This window comes from Streptomyces sp. ADI95-16 (genome assembly GCF_003721495.1).
Taxonomy (GTDB): Bacteria; Actinomycetota; Actinomycetes; order Streptomycetales; family Streptomycetaceae; genus Streptomyces; species Streptomyces goshikiensis.
This window is the reverse complement of record NZ_CP033581.1, coordinates 2,491,285-2,512,214: the sequence shown is the minus strand read 5'-3', so window position 1 is coordinate 2,512,214 and position 20,930 is coordinate 2,491,285. Positions and strand designations below refer to the sequence as shown.

General features: G+C 69.6%; 16 protein-coding genes and 1 tRNA gene. 8 read left to right on the top strand and 9 right to left on the bottom strand.

The window, feature by feature from the left end:
- Positions 1 to 444: 444 nt before the first annotated feature.
- The 5 genes from EES41_RS10880 (at position 445) to EES41_RS10860 (ending at position 7,764) form a co-directional block, all read left to right on the top strand.
- Positions 445 to 765, top strand: coding sequence for a chorismate mutase (locus EES41_RS10880; protein ID WP_073774374.1), 321 nt, complete (start codon positions 445 to 447; stop codon positions 763 to 765).
- A 43-nt stretch (positions 766 to 808) separates the two neighbouring features.
- On the top strand, positions 809 to 3,322 hold the full coding sequence (gene pepN / locus EES41_RS10875) for an aminopeptidase N (RefSeq protein ID WP_123077629.1): 2,514 nt from the start codon (positions 809 to 811) through the stop codon (positions 3,320 to 3,322).
- 285 nt (positions 3,323 to 3,607) lie between these two features.
- On the top strand, positions 3,608 to 5,014 hold the full coding sequence (locus EES41_RS10870; protein ID WP_123077627.1) for an aminotransferase class V-fold PLP-dependent enzyme: 1,407 nt from the start codon (positions 3,608 to 3,610) through the stop codon (positions 5,012 to 5,014).
- Positions 5,011 to 6,420 carry a lysine N(6)-hydroxylase/L-ornithine N(5)-oxygenase family protein gene (locus tag EES41_RS10865; RefSeq protein WP_123077625.1) on the top strand — a complete coding sequence of 470 codons (1,410 nt, stop codon included), beginning with the start codon at positions 5,011 to 5,013 and terminating at the stop codon, positions 6,418 to 6,420. Before EES41_RS10870 ends, EES41_RS10865 begins: the two co-directional genes overlap by 4 nt.
- A 147-nt stretch (positions 6,421 to 6,567) precedes the next feature.
- The gene (locus EES41_RS10860; protein WP_164495804.1) at positions 6,568 to 7,764 is read left to right on the top strand and encodes an ALF repeat-containing protein; all 1,197 of its coding nucleotides are present in this window, start codon (positions 6,568 to 6,570) and stop codon (positions 7,762 to 7,764) included.
- Between the two features lie 61 nt (positions 7,765 to 7,825).
- Here the strand turns inward: EES41_RS10860 and EES41_RS10855 are convergent, their stop codons facing one another.
- On the bottom strand, positions 7,826 to 9,616 hold the full coding sequence (locus tag EES41_RS10855) for a bifunctional UDP-sugar hydrolase/5'-nucleotidase (RefSeq protein WP_123077621.1): 1,791 nt from the start codon (positions 9,614 to 9,616) through the stop codon (positions 7,826 to 7,828).
- 130 nt (positions 9,617 to 9,746) lie between these two features.
- Between EES41_RS10855 and EES41_RS10850 the strand changes: the two genes are divergently transcribed.
- Together EES41_RS10850 and pyk are read left to right on the top strand one after the other, a co-directional pair.
- A complete protein-coding gene (locus EES41_RS10850; RefSeq protein WP_123077619.1) occupies positions 9,747 to 10,448 on the top strand; it encodes an SIMPL domain-containing protein in 702 nt (233 codons plus the stop codon).
- A gap of 146 nt (positions 10,449 to 10,594) precedes the next feature.
- Entirely contained in the window at positions 10,595 to 12,022 is a 1,428-nt protein-coding gene (pyk, locus tag EES41_RS10845; RefSeq protein ID WP_123077617.1) for a pyruvate kinase, read from the top strand.
- A gap of 57 nt (positions 12,023 to 12,079) precedes the next feature.
- Here pyk and EES41_RS10840 read toward each other — a convergent pair whose 3' ends face one another.
- Together EES41_RS10840 and EES41_RS10835 are read right to left on the bottom strand one after the other, a co-directional pair.
- Complete coding sequence (locus EES41_RS10840) at positions 12,080 to 12,829, bottom strand: helix-turn-helix domain-containing protein (RefSeq protein WP_123077615.1); 750 nt, start codon at positions 12,827 to 12,829, stop codon at positions 12,080 to 12,082.
- Between the two features lie 109 nt (positions 12,830 to 12,938).
- Positions 12,939 to 13,013, bottom strand: a tRNA-Leu gene (locus tag EES41_RS10835).
- A gap of 98 nt (positions 13,014 to 13,111) precedes the next feature.
- On the opposite strand from EES41_RS10835, the gene EES41_RS10830 reads away from it, so the two are divergent.
- Complete coding sequence (locus tag EES41_RS10830) at positions 13,112 to 13,765, top strand: ANTAR domain-containing response regulator (RefSeq protein ID WP_008744043.1); 654 nt, start codon at positions 13,112 to 13,114, stop codon at positions 13,763 to 13,765.
- A gap of 65 nt (positions 13,766 to 13,830) precedes the next feature.
- On the opposite strand, the gene EES41_RS10825 is transcribed toward EES41_RS10830, so the two are convergent.
- The 6 genes from EES41_RS10825 to EES41_RS10800 all read right to left on the bottom strand — a co-directional run bounded on the left by EES41_RS10825 (position 13,831) and on the right by EES41_RS10800 (position 20,792).
- On the bottom strand, positions 13,831 to 14,547 hold the full coding sequence (locus tag EES41_RS10825; protein ID WP_123077613.1) for an ABC transporter ATP-binding protein: 717 nt from the start codon (positions 14,545 to 14,547) through the stop codon (positions 13,831 to 13,833).
- Entirely contained in the window at positions 14,544 to 15,830 is a 1,287-nt protein-coding gene (locus EES41_RS10820) for an ABC transporter ATP-binding protein (protein ID WP_254211749.1), read from the bottom strand. Before EES41_RS10820 ends, EES41_RS10825 begins: the two co-directional genes overlap by 4 nt.
- 5 nt (positions 15,831 to 15,835) lie before the next feature.
- The gene (locus tag EES41_RS10815) at positions 15,836 to 17,557 is read right to left on the bottom strand and encodes a branched-chain amino acid ABC transporter permease (RefSeq protein ID WP_250569753.1); all 1,722 of its coding nucleotides are present in this window, start codon (positions 17,555 to 17,557) and stop codon (positions 15,836 to 15,838) included.
- Between the two features lie 5 nt (positions 17,558 to 17,562).
- On the bottom strand, positions 17,563 to 18,495 hold the full coding sequence (locus EES41_RS10810) for a branched-chain amino acid ABC transporter permease (RefSeq protein ID WP_008741124.1): 933 nt from the start codon (positions 18,493 to 18,495) through the stop codon (positions 17,563 to 17,565).
- A gap of 112 nt (positions 18,496 to 18,607) precedes the next feature.
- Positions 18,608 to 19,843 carry a branched-chain amino acid ABC transporter substrate-binding protein gene (locus EES41_RS10805; RefSeq protein ID WP_123077609.1) on the bottom strand — a complete coding sequence of 412 codons (1,236 nt, stop codon included), beginning with the start codon at positions 19,841 to 19,843 and terminating at the stop codon, positions 18,608 to 18,610.
- 547 nt (positions 19,844 to 20,390) lie between these two features.
- Entirely contained in the window at positions 20,391 to 20,792 is a 402-nt protein-coding gene (locus EES41_RS10800; protein WP_254211402.1) for a hypothetical protein, read from the bottom strand.
- Positions 20,793 to 20,930 lie beyond the last annotated feature (138 nt).

Below are 20,930 nucleotides of genomic sequence, written 5' to 3'. Positions count from 1 at the left end.
CCCCGGCCGCTCCCGCCCGGCGGGCGCCTGTTGCGCCGCGCGCCGGCATCCCGCCTGCTGAGGTACCCCGGCGGCTCCGGCTCCCGGCTGCTGCTCGGTGGCCGCCTGTCGCGCCCCGCGCCAGCGTCCCGCTTGCGGCAGGACCCCGGCGGGCCCGGCCCCCGGCCGCTCCCGCCCGGCGGGCGCCCGCCGCCGAGCCGCCGCGCGGGCGCGGGCCGGGACACGCCCCGGACCCCGGGGAAGGCGATACGCCGCGCACCGTCATCGTCACCACCTCCGACCCCGCCGAACGCGTCCACGCGGCGCCCCACGGCGGAGCCACCGGCTTCCCCCGGAAAGACGCGAGCCCGGCCCCGCAGGTTGAGGCGGCCCGCCACCCGCCCCGCGTCTCACAGGCCGACTGCCCGAGGAACCGAACACCGCGGCCACGTATTCTCGGGAACCATGAACAGCAGCGACACCGACCACACCGACGAGAACGTCACCGCCGAGCTGGCCCGCCTGCGCGACAGCATCGACAACATCGACGCGGCGGTGGTCCACATGCTCGCCGAGCGCTTCAAGTGCACCCAGCAGGTCGGCCACCTCAAGGCCAAGCACCAGCTGCCGCCGGCCGACCCCACCCGCGAAGCCAGCCAGATCGCCCGCCTGCGCCAGCTCGCCGAGAACGCCAAACTCGACCCGGCCTTCGCGGAGAAACTCCTCAACTTCATCATCGCCGAAGTCATCCGCCACCACGAGACGATCGCCGCCGGCGAGGAGTAACACCCCCTGGGGCCCGGCAGCGCTTTGCGGCAGCATGGGCCCCATGTCCGCACTGACACGCACCGAAGCGCAGCTCCGAGCCCAGGCACTCGACGTCCACCACTACGCCGTCGCCCTCGACCTCACCGTCGGCGACGACACCTTCGACTCCACCGTCGTCATCCGCTTCGGCGTCCGCGCCGACGCCACCGACACCTTCGTGGAGCTCAAACCGGACGAACTGCGCTCCGCCGAACTCGACGGCCGCCCCCTCGACCCCGCCGGCCTCGACGGCAACCGCCTCCCCCTCACCGGCCTGACCGAAGGCCCCCACGAGCTGCGCGTCGACACCCGGATGCGCTACTCCCGCACCGGCGAAGGCCTGCACCGCTTCACCGACCCCGCGGACGGGGAGACGTACGTCTACTCCCAGATGTTCATGGAAGACATCCAGCGCGTCTTCGCGGCCTTCGACCAGCCCGACCTCAAGGCCGTCTTCGAGTTCACCGTCACCGCCCCCGCCCACTGGACCGTCCTCGCCAACGGCATCACCGAACTCACCGGCCGCCGCGAGGACGACGGCGCCGGAATCTGGAAGTCCGCCCCGACGCCCGTCATCTCCACCTACCTCGCCGCCGTCGCCGCCGGCCCCTGGCACAGCATCCACACCCAGCACGCCGGACTGCCCTTCGGCATCCACTGCCGCCGCTCCCTCGCCCCCCACCTCGACGCCGACGCCGACGAAATCCTCTCCCTCACCACCGCCTGCTACGACCGCTACCACGAGAAGTTCTCCGAGCCCTACCCCTTCGACTCCTACGACCAGGCCTTCGTCCCCGAATTCAACGCGGGCGCCATGGAAAACCCCGGCCTCGTCACCTTCCGCGACGAATACGTCTTCCGCTCCGCCGTCACCGACACCGAACGCCAGCGCCGCGCCATGGTCATCGCCCACGAAATGGCCCACATGTGGTTCGGCGACCTCGTCACCCTGCGCTGGTGGGACGACATCTGGCTCAACGAGTCCTTCGCCGAGTACATGGGCTACCAGACCCTCACCGAAGCCACCCGCTTCACCGGCACCTGGACCGAATTCGGCATGGAACGCAAGCCCTGGGGCTACGACGCCGACCAACGGCCCTCCACCCACCCCGTCGCCCCCGACGCCGACGCCGTCCCCGACACCGCCTCCGCCCTCCTCAACTTCGACGGCATCTCCTACGCCAAGGGCGCCTCCGCCCTGCGCCAACTCGTCGCCTGGCTCGGCGAGAAGGACTTCCTCGCCGGCATCAACACCCACTTCACCCGCCACAAGTTCGCCAACGCCTCCCTCGCCGACTTCGTCGACTCCCTCGCCGCCCACACCGACCGCGACGTCCACGCCTGGGCCGACATCTGGCTGCGCACCACCGGCGCCGACACCCTCACCCCGCGCATCCAGGACAGCACCGACGGCCCCGCCGGCTGGACCCTCACCGTCGACCACGCCGGCACCCGCCCCCACCACATCGCCGTCGGCGCCTACGACCGCCACCCCGACGACACCCTCGAAGCCCGCGAGCCCCTCACCCTCGACCTCCCCACCGACGAGGTCGTCTCCGTCAGCGGCCCCCGCCCCGCACTCCTCCTCCTCAACGACGGCGACCTCACCTACGCCAAGGTCCGCCTCGACGACACCTCCGTGGCCACCGCCCTGAGCTCCCTGTCCCGCATCCCCGACCCGCTCACCCGCGCCGTCGTGTGGAACTCCCTGCGCGACATGGTCCGCGACGGCGAACTCGCCCCCGCCACCTACCTCAACGCCGTCGAAGCCCACCTCCCCGGCGAAAGCGACCTCGCCGTCGTCCAAGGCGTCCTCGCCTTCGCCCGCGAACACATCGCCCTGCGCTACGTCACCCCCGAGCAGCGCACCGCCGCCCTCGCCACCCTCACCGGCACCACCCGAGCCCTGCTACGGCGCACCGAGGACGGCTCCGACCCCGGCATGCGGCTCACCGCAGTACGCGTCTTCGTCGACAGCGCCACCCAGCCCGACACCCTCCTCGGCTGGCTCGCCGACGGCACCGTCGCCGGCGGCCCCGAACTCGACCCCGAACTGCGCTGGCGCATCCTCGCCCGGCTCTGCGTACTCGGCGCCGCCGGCGAACCCGAGATCGACGCCGCCCTCGCCGCCGACCCCAGCGCCACCGGCGAGGAAGGCGCCGCCCGCTGCCGCGCCGCCCTGCCCACCGCCGAGGCCAAGGCCGCCGCCTGGCAGCGCATGTTCCACGACGACACCCTGTCCAACTACCTCTTCAAGGCCGTCGCCCAAGGCTTCTGGCAGCCCGAACAGGCCGAACTCGTACGGGACTACGTGCCCCGCTACTACCCGGACGCCGTCGCCCTCGCCGCCCGCCGCGGCCCCGCCATCGGCCAGGCCGCCGGCCACTGGGCCTTCCCCGGCTACGCCATCGAAGAGGACACCCTCACAGCCGGCCGCGCCTGCCTGGAACACCCCGACATCCAGCCGTCCCTGCGCCGCAAACTCGTCGACCAGCTGGACGACCTCTCCCGCGCCCTCCACATCCGCACCCCCTGACCACCCCGCCCCCGCCACCCCGAGCCCGGGCGCACCCTCCGCCCCCGGGCCCGGGCCGCAGCGGCCTCGGGCTCGGTCCCGGCGGGGCCGGGCGAGGGCCGGCGCGGGCGGCGGGTGGGCTTGGGCGCGCGCCCGGCGGGGAGCGTGGACGAACCCCGGCGGTTACCCCATTCGGGTCTGATCGTTGTACCCCTCGGGAGCCCGGCCCCGGCGCCGCCGTACGGAACCGCACCGGCCGCCGGACACCCGCACGGCACCGCCGCCACGCACCCGCGAGGACCCCGCATGAACGCGCCCCCCGGTACCCCCGCCACCCCCGCCCCGCTGCCCCCGCTCGCCGGTGGCCCCGGCGGCGCCGACGCGCTGCGGCCCCTCCTCGACACCGTCCTCGACGCGCTCCGCACCGGCACCGCCGCCCGCCGCGGCCCCCTTCCCGCCGGCGGCCCCGACGCCGTCGCCGCCCGCGTCACCGCCGCGCTGGGCGACGTACTGCCCGAACACGGAACCGGCGATCACGAGGCGCTCCGGACCCTCGTGCACACCCTCGCCGCCGGCGCCGCGGACCCCGCCGACCCCCTCTGCGCCGCCCACCTGCACTGCCCGCCCCTCGCCGTCGCGGCCGCCGCCGACCTCGCCGTCAGCGCCCTCAACCCCTCCCTCGACTCCTGGGACCAGGCCCCCGCCGCCTCCGCCATCGAGGCCCTCCTCACCCGCACCCTCGCCACCGAGCTCTACGGCACCCCCCACGCCGACGCCCTCGTCACCACCGGCGGCACCGAAGCCAACCAGCTCGCCGTGCTCCTCGCCCGCGAACGCCACGGCCCCCGCCTCACCGTCCTGCACGGAGCCAACGCCCACCACTCCGTCCCCCGCGCCGCCTGGCTCCTCGGCCTGCCCCCCGCCCAATCCCTCCCCACCCCCACCGGCACCCTCGACCCCGCCCGCCTCGACGAGGCCCTCGCCCGCACCCCCCGCCCCGTCCTCGTCACCGCCACCGCCGGAACCACCGACGCCGGACTCATCGACCCCCTCGACGCCATCGCCGACCTCTGCGACCACCACCGCGCCGAACTCCACATCGACGCCGCCTACGGCGGCCTCCTCAGCCTCAGCCCCCGCCACCGCCACAAGCTCCAGGGCCTGCACCGCGCCCACTCCATCACCCTCGACCTGCACAAACTCGGCTGGCAACCCGTCGCAGCAGGCCTGATCGCCGTTCCCGACACCGCCCTGCTCGCCCCCCTCGCCCACCAGGCCGACTACCTCAACGCCACCGACGACACGGAAGCCGGCCTCCCCGACCTCCTCGGCCGCTCCCTGCGCACCACCCGCCGCCCCGACGCCCTCAAAATCGCCGCCACGCTCCGCTCCCTCGGCCGCGACGGCCTCACCCGCCTCATCGACCACACCTGCGCCGCCGCCCAGCACCTCGCCGAACTCCTCGACGCCCACCCCCGCTTCGAACTCCACTCGGCCCCCACCCTCACCATCGTCCTCTTCCGCCCCACCCCCACGGACGACGACCAGCTCGCCACCCTGCGCCGCACCCTCCTCCTCGACGGCAGCGCCGTACTCGGCCGCGCCACCGCCGACGGCCGCCTCTGGCTCAAAGCCACCCTCCTCAACCCCCACACCACGGCCGGCGACCTGGACACCCTCGTCACCCTCCTGGAAGGCAGAACCCAGCCATGACCGCCCAACTCGACGCCCCCCAAGACCTCGTCGGAATCGGCATCGGCCCCTTCAACCTCTCCCTCGCCGCCCTCGCCCAGGGCCTGCCCCAACAAGGAGCCGGCGAACTCGCCACCGTCTTCTACGACCAGCGCCGCGACTTCCGCTGGCACCCCGGACTCCTCATCGAAGGCGCCACCCTCCAAGTCCCCTTCCTCGCCGACCTCGTCACCCTCGCCGACCCCGCCAGCCCCTGGAGCTTCCTCAACTACCTCAAGCACAAGGAACGGCTCTTCCCCTTCTACTTCGCCGAGCAGTTCCACATCCAGCGCGCCGAATACGACGCCTACTGCCGCTGGGTCGCCGGCCGCCTCCCCGGACTCCACTTCGGCCACCAGGTCGACGCCGTCCGCTGGAACCCCGAACGCGACCTCTTCGAAGTCGACTACACCCAGCTCGACACCGACGGCGAAGCCGAAGCCCTCGGCCGCACCTACACCCGCAACCTCGCCCTCGGCATCGGCACCGCCCCCCACATCCCCGAACCCCTGCGCCCCCTCGCCGAAGCCCCCACCGTTCCCGTCATCCACTCCGCCGAATACCTCGACAACCGCGCACGCGTCCTCGGCGCCGAACACGTCACCATCATCGGATCCGGCCAGTCGGGCGCCGAGATCTTCCTCGACCTGCTCCGCACCCGCCCCCTCGGCCGCGAACGCCTCACCTGGCTCGCCCGCACCCCCTCCTTCGCCCCCATGGAGTACTCCAAGCTCGGCCTCGAACACTTCACCCCCGACTACAGCCGGTACTTCCACTCCCTGCCCGAACACGTCCGCAACCGGCTCGTCCCCGCCCAATGGCAACTCCACAAGGGCATCGACGCCGGCACCATCGCCGCCATCCACGAAGAGCTCTACCGCCGCACCCTCGAAGGCGGCTGGCCCGACACCGTCCTCACCCCCGGAGTCACCGTCCGCACCGCCGGCCGCGTCGCCACCACCAAAGTCGAACTCCACCTCGAACACACCGAACAGGGCACCCGCACCCGCCTCACCACCGACGCCGTCATCCTCGCCACCGGCTACCGCGAACGCCCCCTCGGCCGCCTCCTCGCCGGACTCGACCCCTACCTGCGCAAGGACTCCGAGGGCCGCCCCCGCATCGACGACCGCTACCGCATGATCCTCGACCCCGCCGTCACCGGCAGCGTCTTCGTCCAGAACGGCGAACGCCACAGCCACGGCGTCGGCGCCCCCGACCTCGGCCTCGCCGCCTGGCGCAGCGCCGCCATCCTCAACACCCTCACCGGCAAAGACCCCTACCCCCAGCCCGCCCGCACCGCCTTCACCACCTTCGGCCTCGACCAGCGCGAACACACCCGCCCCCACCCGGCAGGCGAACTCCGCCCCCTCGCCGACCACCCCTGAGAGGCCGCCGCATCACCCGCGAGGAAAACGACACCCCACCCCTGAGCGCGTCGAAGCCGCCACAGGGGCGGGGCCGCACCCGGTACAACCATCCCCGCAGGCCGAACGTCTCTTCTGACGAAGAAACGTTTCCAGGGGGTTTTGTCTGTGAAGTTTTCCCGGATCGCCGCAGCGGTGACCACCGCTGCCCTTGCTCCGGCCGTCCTCATCGCGTCACCGGCGTTCGCCGCCGGCCCCGACGCCCCGGCCCCAGGCAACCAGCCGGCACCGACCACGCCGGACCGGACCGCGCCCGGCCAGGCCGAAGAGGACCGCACCACCATCCTCGCGATCATCAACCACCCGATGGCCAGCGAGGACATGAAGGAAGCCGGCCGCAAGGCCATCGCCGACGGCCCGCAGGCCATGCGCAAGTTCATCGAGACCGACCAGCACAGGATCCGCGTCGACGACTACCGCATCGTGCTCCTCCGGCTCCTCCCCGACGCGGGCCCCGGCCTCAAGAGGGGCATCAACGAGATCCTCGACAGTGCGACCAAAGCCGAACAGCTGCGCCACTTCTACGAGGTGACCCAGCACGAGCTGCGCGACGACGACAACAAGGTCGCCATCTCCCGCCTCATCGGCACCGGCAGCCCGGCCGTCAAGGAAGCCGCCAAGAAGGCACTCGAAAGCAGCCCCGCCGGCCGCGCCGAGTTCCTGAAGACCGGCCGCTACCGCGCCCAGGCCTCCGACGACCTCGTCGAACTGGCCCGCATCGACGAAGGCGGGGCCGGCCCCGGCCTCAGCGAGGCGATCGGCAAACTCATGAGGGGATCGCCCACCCCGGCCGAACTGCGCCACTTCCTGGAAGTGACCCAGTACCAACTGCGCGACCAGGACAACCGCGTCACCATCGCCCAGATCATCGGCGGTGGCGGTCCCGAACTCCTCAAGGCGGGCCGCGCCGCCCTCGCCGGCACCCCCGCCGACCGCACCCAGTTCCTCAAGACGGGCCAGCACGAGGCCCGCGCCAAGGACCAGGCGGCCAAGGACAAGGAGAAGCCCGCCCCCGGCAAGGACGGCCAGGAGCAGGGCAACGGCACCGGAACGGGCACCGGAACCGGCGGCAAGACCACGGGCACCGGCAGCGGTACCGGCACCGGAACGGGCACTGGCACCGGCACGACCACCGGCACCGGCAACACCGCCGTCGCCGCCCAGGGCCACAACGGCACCCCCCTCGCCACCACGGGCGCGGGCGACAACACCACCCTGATCGCCGGCGGCGCGGGCACCGCGCTCATCGCCGGCGCCGGAGCGCTGCTCGCCGCCCGGATGCGCCGCGCCGGCGCACGAAGCTGACCGAACCCGCACCAACAAGGGTGGCCGGCCGCCACACGCCACGGCCGGCCACCCCCACCGCCTAGAACACCGCAACCCCAGCCCGCGTCAGACGCCAGTCCACCGAAGCGAACTGCGCCGGATCCACCGTCCCCTTCGCCTTCACCCAACCGATGATCGTGTTCCGGATCTCCTCCGAGTTCGACCACAACTGCTTCGCCTGCGCCACGTGCGGGAAGTTGCCCCCACCCGACGCCCGGTAATTGTTCACCGCGAACACGAACCGCGCCGCCGGATCCACCGCCTTCCCCTGGAACGACAACCCCGTGATCCGCGACCCCACCGGCTGCGCGACATCAATGTCGTACACCAGCCCGTACACCGCGTCATAGTTGTAATCCGGAATGCTCTCCGCGTTCGTCAGCTTCGCCGGATCCACCACATCACCCGGCGCCGTCCGCACGAAATACCGCGCCGAGAACTCCAGATAATCCTTCAGCTGCGCACCCGTCAGCAGCCGCGCCTCCAGCGTGTTCTCGAACGGATACAGCCCCGCCGCATCCTTGATCGTGACCTGCCCCGCCGGAATCGACGCCGTCCGCGAGAAACACGAAGCCTGCGACAGCACCGGCAGCGCCGCCCACTCCGTACCCGCCAGCGCCCCCTTCACCGTCTCCGCCTGCACATGGTTGATCAGATCGATGATCGCCACGTCCTTGACCGGACCCTCAGCCGACGACATCGCCTGCGTAGACGTCCCGATCACCTGGTTCACGTACGCCACGACCTTGCGGTGCTCATCGGACAACAGCCGCGTGATCTTCGGATCCTCCGCCACCGCGTTCGAATTCAGCACCTTCGCCGACACCTTCGCCACCGACCAGCAGCCCTTCGACCACGTCAGCTCGAAGTCGAACAGCGTAAGACGCTGACCCCACTTGAGCGGCTCCGACAGCACCACGTCCTTGCCGGTCGCCTTGTTCTTCACCCGGTACTCCGGGATCTCCGTATGCGCGTGCCCCACCAGAATCGCGTCGATCCCCGGCACCTGCTCCGCCACCAGCCCCGCCGCGTTCTCGACGTACGGCAACTGGTCCCCGTAGCTCGACGTACCGCTCGATCCCGAATGCGCCGACACGATCACCACGTCCGCACCCAGCGCCCGCAGCCGCGGCACGTACTTCGCCGCCTGCTCCTCCAGACCCGGGAACGTCATCTTCCCCTGCACGTTCGCCTTGTCCCAGATCGCGATCCCCGGGTTCGTCAGCCCCAGCACCGCCACCTTCACATCCCGCCCGAACGGCGTCCGCAAGCAGTGCATGCTGTACGGAGGGAACGCCGGCCGCAGCGTCTTCGCATCCAGCGCGTTCGCCCCCAGCAGCGGGAAATCACACTGCTCCTCGAACTTCCGCAACACCGGAATGCCGTAGTTGAACTCGTGGTTCCCCAGCGCCGCCGCGTCATACCCGATCGCGTTCATCGCCTGCGCCATCGGGTGCACCGGACCCCGCCGCGCGGTGATCGGATCCACCTTCGCGTAGTAGTACGACAACTGCGTGCCCTGGATCGTGTCACCGGCATCGATCAGCAGCGTATTGCGCCGCCCCTTCTCCGCCCGCACCTGGTTCACCAGCGTCGAGATCTTCGCCAGACCGACGTCATTGTGCGCCTTGTCGTCGAACTCCTTGTCCGTGAAATAGTCCCAGTTAAAGACATTCCCATGCAGATCGGTCGTACCCATCACCGTGAACGAGTACGTCCGCGGCCGCGACTCCGAGTGCGCGGCGGCCGGGGAGCTCGTGGCCCCCGCCAACGCCACGGCCGCACCCGTCGCAGCCGTGGTCCCCAGAAAAGCCCTGCGGTCGAACGCCATGCCATCTCCCCTGTTTGAGGCCTGAACAACGCGCGTAGATTCTGACCCACGAGTAACAAGCAGCAACACCCCCAACAGGTTTCGATCCGATGACCCCGACCCCCACAGACGGCAGTGCGACAGTGAAGACATGACTCAGGACGCAGCGCACCAGCCCTACGGAACCCCCGAAGTACCCCGCGTCGCAGTCCGCGGCGAAGCCCGGATCGAAGTCGACCCCGAGATCGCCCGCATCGGGATCAGCGTCAGCGCCCGCGGCACCGACCGCCGCACCGCCCTCGAAGACCTCACCCGCCGCAACAACTCCGTACTCGAACTCATCAAGAGCTACGGCGAACCCGTCGAAAAACTCGAAACCGGCTCCTTCTCCATCACCCCCGAACTCACCCGCCACGGCCGCGGCGAACGCATCCGCGCCTACCACGGACGAGTGCACATCACCGCCGAACTCAACGACTTCACCGCTCTGGGTGAACTCACCACCCGCCTCGCCGACCTCGAACTCACCCAGGTCGACGGCCCCTGGTGGGCCCTGCGCCCCACCTCACCCGCCCACGGCCAAGCCCGCCGCCAAGCCGTACTCGAAGCCGTCCAGCGCGCCCGCGAATACGCCGAAGCCCTCGGCGCCCGCCTCGCCGCCCTCGTCGAACTCGCCGACCTCGGAGCCGAGAACGCCGCCCCCTTCACCCAAGCCGCCCCCGGCTCCATGCGCACCATGGCCTTCAGTACCTCCGAAGACGCCGGCGCCCCGCCCCTCGACCTCGAACCCCAACGCCAGACCGTCTACGCACAAGTCAACGCACGGTTCACCATGACCCCTCCCGAGCTCTGAAACCCCCACGAATTCACACTCCGGGGGTGCTCATCAGAGCACCCCCATGCACATTCAACAATTGTCAACAACCTTTCGCCCAAAGGTCGTTGAGCGGACACCCGGAACCAATTTCCTACTGCCTGGTAGGGGCATACCCTCGCCCCATGCGCCGAGCGAAAATCGTATGTACCCTGGGCCCCGCCACCGACTCATACGACCAGATCAAAGCCCTGGTCGAAGCCGGAATGGACATCGCCCGCCTCAACCTCAGCCACGGCACCTACGCCGAACACGAGGAGCGCTACCAACGCGTGCGCAAGGCATCCGACGAAACCGGCCGCAGCGTCGGCATCCTCGCCGACCTTCAAGGCCCGAAGATCCGACTCGGCCGCTTCCACGAAGGCCCCGTACTCCTTGAACGCGGCGACGAGTTCACCATCACCACCGAACACCACGAAGGCGACCGCCACACCTGCGGCACCACCTACCCGGGCCTCGCCACCGACGTCACCCCCGGCGAACGCATCCTCGTCGACGACGGCCGCGTCACCCTCCAAGTCACCGCCGTCGAAGGCCCCCACGTCCGCACCACCGTCATCGAAGGCGGCATGGTCTCCGACCACAAGGGACTCAACCTCCCCGGAGTCGCCGTCTCCGTCCCCGCCCTCTCCGACAAGGACATCGAAGACCTCCGCTGGGCCCTGCGCACCGGCGCCGACGTCATCGCCCTCTCCTTCGTCCGCAGCGGCCGCGACATCGAAGACGTCCACCGCGTCATGGACGAAGAAGGCCGCCGCCTCCCCGTCATCGCCAAGATCGAAAAGCCTCAAGCCGTCGAGAACATCGACGAAATCGTCGCCGCCTTCGACGGCATCATGGTCGCCCGCGGCGACCTCGGCGTCGAAATGCCCCTCGAACAAGTCCCCATCGTCCAAAAGCGAGCCGTCAAACTCGCCAAGCGCAACGCCAAACCCGTCATCGTCGCCACCCAGATGCTCGACTCGATGATCGAAAACTCCCGCCCCACCCGAGCCGAAGCATCCGACGTCGCCAACGCCATCATCGACGGCACCGACGCCGTCATGCTCTCCGGCGAAACCAGCGTCGGCAAATACCCCGTCGAAACCGTCAAAACCATGTCCCGCATCGTCGAAGCCGCCGAAGAAGACATCCTCGCCCAGGGCCTCCCACCCCTCACCGACCGCAACAAACCCCGCACCCAAGGCGGAGCCGTCGCCCGCGCCGCCGCCGAAATGGGCGACTTCCTCGAAGCCAAATTCCTCGTCGCCTTCACCCAGAGCGGAGACACCGTCCGCCGACTCTCCCGCTACCGCTCACCCATCCCCCTCCTCGCCTTCACCCCCGACCCCGCCACCCGCTCCCAGCTCAACCTCACCTGGGGCGTCGAAACCTTCCTCGGCCCCCACGTCGACTCCACCGACGCCATGGTCGCCCAAGTCGAAGAAGAACTCCTGCGCATCGGCCGCTGCGGACCCGGCGACATCGTCGTCATCACCGCCGGCTCACCCCCCGGCGTCACCGGCAAGACCAACCTCGTCCGCATCCACCACATCGGCGACCCCGTCCACTGACCCCCGGCACCCACCGCGTCGGGCCCCACCCCGCCCGACGCGGCCACCCCCGGGACCTCAGTACTTCGGCCCGATGTGCGCGTCCATCAGCGCGACCGACGCCTTACGGGCGATGGACACGTTGAAGGGGTCCACGCCGCGCGCGAGGACGGTCCACTCGACGCCGACCTTGGTCAGCGTGTCCGTACAGAGGCGACGGATGTCATCGGACTTGTTGGTGAAGAAGTACCGCGGGTACTCGTAGCGCTTGCCGTTGCGGACGGTCCAGTTGGTGATCCGACACCCGTCGGAATGGATCAGCCCCCGCAGGAACGCCCAGGGGTGCGCGTCCACGATCTCCTGCTGCCAGCCTTCGAGGACGATCCGCCGTTCGTGCTTCCTGCCGGGCCCGTGCTGCGGAAACAGGCAGGTCCAGTGCCGCCCGTAGCTGGTGACGGCCACGCAGCCCTGCTTCTGCAGCAGGTACACCTTGTCGTGAGGCCGTACAGCGGTGATCGCGGCGCGGCACTGCTCGATGAGGCCGGGCCAGGCGTCCGCGCAAGCGATCCGGAGGTGATGTCCACCCCGGGGGTGCGGGCTGATGCAGCCGTCGCCGAGGTAGAGGCCCAGGAGGTACGCGTACGAGGCTCTATCGGTGGGCGCCGCGCACGGTGCGGCCTGGTTGAGCAACCGGGGGAGGGGTTCCACCCGGGATCGCCATGCCCGGATGGCGGAGCGGGATATCCCGGTCTCCTTGCTGACGGAGTTCATGCTGCGCCCCTCGGCGAGCAAGTTCAGGGCGTGGGCGCGGGTGGCCAAGTCGTACATGCGCTCGACGCTGCCGTGTGGAATTCGCTCACGCGGTGCATTTCGGCGGGCTTCGCTGGAAAGAGTGATGGTCACGCGATGAGCGCGTGACCATGGAATCGAAGCAAAGTGCCCCAGGTGGGATTCGAACCCACACTGTCCGCTGTTTGAGAGCGGCCTCTCTGACCAGTTGGAGTACTGGGGCCTAAGAAACAAAGGCTCAGGGGAGCCCTGCGGGACACCACCTTACAGGAGCTGGGTAGGCTCAGGGGAGCTGTAATGCCCCGCAACGAGGAGCCATCCGTGACCGCCGAGCACGAGTCGACGCCCACGCCCGACGCCGACCAGTCGCACGTTCCGCCGCTGACGACGCGGGTCGTCATCGCCGAGGACGAGGCGCTCATCCGTCTCGACCTCAAGGAGATGCTCGAAGAGGAGGGGTACTCCGTCGTCGGTGAGGCCGGAGACGGGCAGACGGCCGTCGAGCTGGCCCGGGAGCACCGCCCGGACCTGGTGATCCTGGACGTGAAGATGCCCGTCCTGGACGGGATCTCCGCCGCCGAGAAGATCGCGGAGGAGTCCATCGCCCCGGTCCTGATGCTGACCGCGTTCTCGCAGCGCGACCTGGTCGAGCGGGCGCGGGACGCCGGGGCCATGGCGTACCTGGTGAAGCCGTTCAGCAAGAGCGACGTGGTGCCGGCCATCGAGATGGCGGTGTCGCGGTTCGCGGAGCTGCGGGCGCTGGAGAAGGAGGTCGCGGACCTTTCCCTCCGGCTGGAGACGCGCAAGCTGGTGGACCGTGCGAAGAGCATTCTGCAGACGCAGTACGGGCTGACGGAGCCGGCGGCGTTCCGGTGGATCCAGAAGACGTCGATGGACCGGCGCATGTCGATGCAGCAGGTCGCGGAGGCGGTCATCGAGGACGCCGAGGAGAAGAAGAACGCCGCGAAGGGCTGAGTGGCCCGGTAACGCGTGAGGCCCGCCACCGGGTTCCGGTGGCGGGCCTCACGCGTGATGTGGGATCAGTCTTCGCCGAGGTAGGCCTTGCGGACGTCCTCGTTGTGGAGGAGGTCCTGGCCGGTGCCGGAGAGGACGATCTTGCCGATCTCCATGACGTGGGCCTGGTCGGCGAGGGAGAGCGCCGCCTGGGCGTTCTGCTCGACGAGCAGGATGGTGGTGCCCGTGGCCTTGAGTTCGGCGATGGTCGCCATGATCTTCTGCATCATGAGGGGGGAGAGGCCCATGGAGGGCTCGTCCAGCATGAGCAGCTTGGGGCGGGACATGAGCGCGCGGCCCATGGCGAGCATCTGCTGTTCGCCGCCCGAGAGGGTGCCGGCGGCCTGCTTGCGGCGTTCGCCCAGGATGGGGAACATCTCGTAGGCGCGCTGGACGTCTTTTTCGATTCCCTCTTTGTCGGTGCGGAGGAAGGCGCCGAGCTGGAGGTTTTCGGTGATCGTCAGCCGGGGGAAGATGTGGCGTCCCTCGGGGGAGTGGGCGAGGCCCAGGGAGACGATCTTGTGGGCGGGGACCTGTGCGAGCGGCTTGCCGTCGAAGGTGATGGTTCCGCCGGCGGGCTTGAGGAGCCCGGAGAGGGTGCGCAGGGTGGTGGTCTTGCCGGCGCCGTTGGTGCCGACGAGGCAGACGATTTCGCCTTCGTTGACTTCGAAGGAGATTCCCTTGACGGCTTCGATCTTGCCGTAGGCGACCTTGAGGTCTTCGACCTTGAGCAGTGCGGTCATTTGGCCTCTCCTTCCGTGCTGGTGGTGCTGGTGGTGCCGGTGCCGGGGGTGGTGTCGTCCGGCTCCGTGGTGGCTTCCTCGGTGGAGGGTTCCGTGGCCGTGTCGGCTTCGGTGGTCTCCGGCTCCGCCTCGGCTGCGGCGGTGGTCTCCGTCTCCGGCTCGGCCTCGACGGCGGCGGCTTCGGCCTCCGGCTCGGCCTCGACGGCGGCGGCTTCGGCCTCCGGCTCGGCCTCGACGGCGGCGGCTTCGGCCTCCGGCTCGGCCTCGACGGCGGCGGCTGCGGCCTCCGGCTCGGCCTCGGCCTCGGCGGCTGCGGCCTCCGGCTCGGCTTCGGCTTCGGCCTCGGCGGCTGCGGCCTCCGGCTCGGCCTCGGCGGCCTCCGGCTCCGGCTCGGCTTCGGCGGCGGCGGGCGCCGGCTCGGCTTCGGCGGCTGCGGCGGCGTTCTGCTCGGCCGCTTCGACGGCGGCGGCTTCCGCGGCGCCCGGGTCGCCTTCGAAGGGTTCGCCGAGGTAGGCGGCGATGACGCGCTCGTCGCCCTGGACTTCGGCGGCGGTGCCTTCGATGAGCTTCTCGCCCTGGACCAGGCAGGCGACGCGGTCGCAGAGGTTGAAGATGAACCGCATGTCGTGCTCGATGACGAGTACGGCGATGCCCATGTCGCGGATGGCGAAGATGAGCTCTTCGGCGGCGCGGGTTTCCTGCGGGTTCATGCCGGCGGTCGGCTCGTCCAGGAGGATGAGGCCGGGGTCGCTGGCGAGGGCGCGGGCGATTTCGAGCTTGCGCTGTTCGCCGTAGGGGAGGTTCTTGGCGAGGTGCTGCGCCTTCTTCTCCAGCCCGATGAACTGCAGGAGTTCCATGGCGCGCGCTTCGCTGGCGGCTTCGGCCTTCTTGAAGCCGGGGCCGCGCAGGAGGGCGGACCAGAGGCCTTCCTTGGTGCGGGTGTGGCGTCCGACGAGGACGTTCTCCAGCACGGTCATGTTGTGGAAGAGCCGGATGTTCTGGAAGGTGCGGGCGACGCCTGCCGCGGTGACCTTGTGGGGTGTGGGCGGCAGGACGGTGCCCTTGTAGCTGACGGTGCCCTCGGTGGGGACGTACAGCCCGGTGAGGCAGTTGAAGAAGGTGGTCTTGCCGGCGCCGTTGGGGCCGATGAGGCCGACGATCTCGCCGGCGTTGACCTTGAGGTCGACGCCCTTGACGGCGGTGAGGCCGCCGAAGCGCATGGTGACGCCGCTGGCTTCGAGGACGGTGGTCTTCGTCGTGGTGGTGGTGTCCGTGGTGGTCATGGTGTTCACGCCCCCGCCTTGGCGGTGGCCAGGTCCGTGGGGGCCTGGTCAGCGGTGTCGTCGTGGAACTCAAGCTGCGCGCGCTTGTTGGCGATGAGGCCTTCGGGGCGGAAGCGCATGAGGAGGATGAGGGCGATGCCGAACGCGAGGAGCTGGTAGTCCTGGAGGAAGGCCAGCTTCGCGGGGATCAGGAAGAGCAGTGCGGCGCCGAGGATGGGGCCGCGGATGGTGCCCATGCCGCCGAGGATGACGGCGGCGAGGAGGAACGCGGAGTTCGGCGGGACGGGCCCGGCGAAGACGTAGTTCTCGGGGACGACCGTGCTGTTGACGTGTGCCTGGACGGTGCCGGCGAGGCCGGCGAGGGTGGCGCCGAGGGCGAAGGCGATGAGCTTGACCTTGAAGCCGTTGATGCCCATGGCTTCGGCGGCGGTCTCGTCTTCGCGGATGGCGACCCAGGCGCGGCCGATGCGGCTGTTGCCGGCGCGGGCGAAGACCAGGATGACCAGCGCCATGACGAGCAGCATCAGGAAGTAGTAGTTGGCGTAGGCGCCGAGGACGATGCCGCCGACGTTGTGCGACTCCCCGAAGTTCCACCCGAAGAGTTCGAGGTGGGGGATGTTGGGGATGCCGTTGGGGCCGTTGGTGATGTCGGGGCCCGAGGTGCCGTCGAGGTTGCCCATGGCGATGCGGAAGATTTCTCCGAAGCCGAGGGTGACGATGGCGAGGTAGTCGCCGCGCAGGCGGAGGGTGGGTGCTCCGATGACCACGCCGAAGATGAGCGAGGCGAGGGCGCCGACGATGACCGCTGCCCAGAAGGGGAGCTGGAAGCCGAAGGCGGAGGCGGTGCTTCCGGAGACCAGGGCGGCGGCGTAGGCGCCGACGCCGAGGAAGGCGACGTAACCGAGGTCGAGGAGTCCCGCGAGGCCGACGACGACGTTGAGGCCGAGGGCGACGGTCGCGAAGATCAGGATGTTGACCGCGATGAGCGTGTAGGTGTCGCCGCTCTGCTGGATGAACGGGAAGGCGATCGCGGCGGCCGCGGTGCCGATGAGGGTGACCTGGCGGTTGTTCGCGGTGAGGAGGCCGAGCCGGTCGAAGAGGCCGGACTTGAGCAGGGCGGTGGCCGCGAAGCCGATGATGATCAGGTAGGTGACGAAGAGCTGAGGCTCTTTGTCGTCGGTGTCGATGCCGAAGGTGATCACGAAGAGGCCGACGGCGAAGGCGGCCGCGATGATGACGATCTCGGCCCAGGAGGGCAGCTTCTTGGCGGGGGCCGCCTTGTGGCTGTCGTCGGGGAGCTTGTACGCGGCGAGGGCCGGGATGAGCGAGCCGACGAGGGCGACGTAGGCGCCGGGCTCCAGGTGGACGACGCCGCCGAGGACCCACACGATGGCGAGGACGGTGAACCAGGTGCCGGCGAGGGTGCCGAGGGAGAGGATCCACACGGGCTTGCGGGCGCCGGTGGGGGTGAGCCAGCGCAGGCCCTTGACGCCGAGCGCGGAGAGCGCGTGGGCGGCGGTGAGGAGGGCGGCGACGAGGCTCAGGAACTGGATGGGCGCCGGGCTGCCGTAGTAGGTGAGGTCGCCGGGGAACTCATCGGTCCAGGTCCAGGCGAGGAAGGCGCTGACGATGGTGAGGAGGCTGCCGCCGATGACCGCGTAGAGCAGTGCGGTGGGGCGGGGTGCCTGCTTGACCGCGTCGGTCTGGGGAGTGGTGTTGGTGGTCATGGTTCTCACGCCCGATCCGCGACGCGCTCACCGAGCAGGCCTTGTGGCCGCACGAGGAGGACGACGATGAGGAGTACGAACGCCCAGACGTTGGACCAGGCTCCACCGCCGAGCTGCGACATGCCGGGGATGTCTTCGATGTATGCGATCGACAGGGCTTCGGCGAGGCCGAGGACGACGCCGCCGACCATGGCTCCGTAGATGTTGCCGATGCCGCCGAGGACGGCCGCGGTGAACGCCTTGAGGCCGAGGATGAAGCCCATTTCGAAGTTGATCTGGCCCTTGTCGAGGCCGTAGGCGACGGCGGCGACGGCGGCGAACGCGGCACCGATGGCGAAGGCCATGACGATGATGCGGTCGGTGTTGATGCCCATCAGCTTCGCGGTGTCGGGGTCCTGCGCGGTGGCCTGCATGGCGCGGCCGCTGCGGCTCTTCTGGACGAAGACGCCGAGGGCGAGCATGCAGAGCGGGGCGAGGATGAGGACGAAGGCGTCCGCGCGCTGGATGGCGAGGCTGTCGGTGATCTTGAAGGCTGCGCCCTTGAATTCGGGGAAGCTGACGGCCTTCTTGGCATCCGGGTAGAACTGCCAGACGAGCTGCTGGAGCGCGATCGAGAGGCCGATTGCGGTGATGAGCGGGGCGAGCCGGGGTGCGCTGCGCAGGGGGCGGTACGCGAAGCGTTCGGCTGCGGTGGCTACGGCGACGGAGGCGAGTGCGCCTCCGACGATCATGATGGGTATCGCGATCAGCAGGGAGGTGCCGGTCGGGAGGGCGGCGTAGGCGGTGAGCGCGCCGAAGCCGCCGATCATGAAGATCTCGCCGTGGGCGAAGTTGATGAGCTGGACGATGCCGTAGACCATGGTGTACCCGATGGCGATGAGGCCATAAAGGGCACCGAGGGCAAGGCCGTTGGCCAGCTGTTGCGGCAGTTCGTGCACCGCAGGGCCTCCGATGAGCGTGTCGGATAAGACTCCGCGCGAGGGCGCTGTTGCGCCCTCGCGCGGTGGTGTGGTTCAGGTGGTGCTGGTGGTGCGTGGTGGTGCTAGGGGATTACTGGTTGAAGGTGTCGCTCTTGACGTCGACCCACTTGCCGCCCTCGACCTTGTAGACCGTGAGCTGCTTGTTGGTGGTGTCGCCGTACTCGTCGAAGGCGACCTTGCCGGTCACGCCTTCGAAGGAGACCTTGGAGAGGGCCTCGACGACCTTGGCGCGGGCGTCGTCGGGGAGCTTGCCGCTGTTGGCGGCGACGACGGCCTTGACGGCCTGGACGACGGACCAGCCGGCGTCGTAGGAGTAGCCGCCGTAGGCCGCGTACGGGTCCTTGTAGCCGCCGGCCTGGTAGTCGGCGATGAAGGTCTTGGCGGTGGGGAGCTTCTCGACCGGGTAGCCGATGGAGGTGGCGAGGTCGCCCTCGTTGGCCTCACCGGAGGCGGAGATGAAGGCGGGGTCCTGGATGCCGTCGCCGCCCATGAGCGGGATGTTGGCGCCGGTCTTCTTGATCTGGTCGGCGAGCAGGCCGCCCTCGGGGTACTGGCCGCCGAAGTAGACGGAGTCGGCGCCGGAGGACTTGACCTTGTCGGCGGTGGAGGAGAAGTCGGTCTCCTTCACGGTGACGTGGTCGGTGCCGACGACCTCGCCGCCGAGCTTCTTGAACTCGTCGGAGAAGATCGCGGCGAGGCCGGCGCCGTAGGTCTGCTTGTCGTCGACGACGAAGACCTTCTTCTTGCCGGCGTCCTTGAAGAGGTACTGGGCGGCGAACTTGCCCTGGACCACGTCGGTGGCGGCGGTGCGGAAGTAGGTCTTGAAGGGGCGCTTGTACTCGCCCTTGCCCCAGCTGTCGCCCTGGCTGAGCGCCGGGTTGGTGTTGGCGGGGGAGACCTGCGCCAGGTTGGCGGAGGCGAAGACGCCCTGCATCTGCTGGGCGACGCCCGAGTTCAGGGGGCCGACGACGCCGACGACGTCCTTGTTGCCGACGAGCTTGGTGGCGTTGGCCTGGCCGGAGGCGGGAACGGCCTGGTCGTCGAGGGCTTCGACCTTGAACTCGATGCCCGGGACCTCGTTGTTCTTGTTGGCCGTCTTGGCCGCGAGGTCGACCGAGTTCTTGATGCCCTGGCCGAGCGCGGAGAGCGAGCCGGTGAGCGGGGCGTCCACGCCGATGACGACGACGGTCTTCTTGCCGTCGGACTTGTCCCCGGTCTTCGCCTCATCGCGCGATCCGCAGGCGGTGAGGGTCAGTGCTCCCGTGGTGATCACGGTGGTGAGGACGAGCAAAGAACGGTGTCGCACGATTCTTCCTTTCCCTGGCGCGGCCGCCTCATGTGTAGAGGTGCCGATGGGTCGCCGGGCCGCACTGGGATGTCCACGGCCGTGCTGAGTCGCGCCTTTGCGGCGCGGTGACTGGCCGTGACTCTAGGCCCGAGGTGGTGAATGCGGGGAGCGGAGAAAGGAGGATGTGACGCTCTTGTTATGCCAAGGCCAAGAATGTGTGGCGGGAGTGAGGACAGAACGGACTTTTAGTGACGTCGGCGGGTGACCACATGCTGAGAATTCCCCGTTTCTCTAAGGGGCTTGAGGCCTCCATGGTCCTGTCATTGATCAATTTCGCTCAAATGTCGCTGGCTGTGTCCGAAAGCCTCCACCGGGTGGTATTCCGCAGGGGAAAAAGGGCGATTACGTAGGGCGTGGGCATTACGGAGCGTAATGAAAGGCCTTGATCCACTTCCCTGTGATGGATCTTGGAGCGCCATTGGAAGGGCGTGCGACCTGCGGTTCGGCCCCTCGCGGGCGGGTGCCCGGAAGCCGGACAGCGCGTACGGGAATCCGGTCACCGCCGTTACGTCGGGGGTCGCCAGTTCTCCGAGCTCCAGGTGGCGCCGTCCGCGGCGGCGCAGCGCCGTGCCACGAGCTGGTCGATCAGCTCAAGTGCCTTGTCCCGTCCGGCAGTTCGCTCCTCGGCGCGGCCGGCGGCGACCGCTTCCTCGTGGATCTCGTACTGCTGGTTGGACAGGCCCTTCTGTTCCCAGTCGAGACCGGACCAGTAGGTGCCCTTGAGGGTCTCCTTGGCCCAGTAGGACACGAGGCTCGTGCAGACCTGTGCCGGGGAGGACGGGCTGGGCGCGGGGGTTGGCGTCCGGTGGGGCGTGGCGGGGGCGGAAGCGGAGCATCCGGACAGGGCGAGCGCCACGAGGAGGGCGGCGAGCGAGGGTCGGACCGAGGCGGGTGGCGGGGTCCCCATGCAGGGACGGTAGGACGTCACCATCGGTGACACAACAGCCGTCCACGGAATCTTCCCGGACTGGCGGATTCCGGGCGCTTTCCGGACCGGACCGGGTCGGGCCGGGCCGGGCCGGGCTGGGCCTGGAGGCCGTGGGGG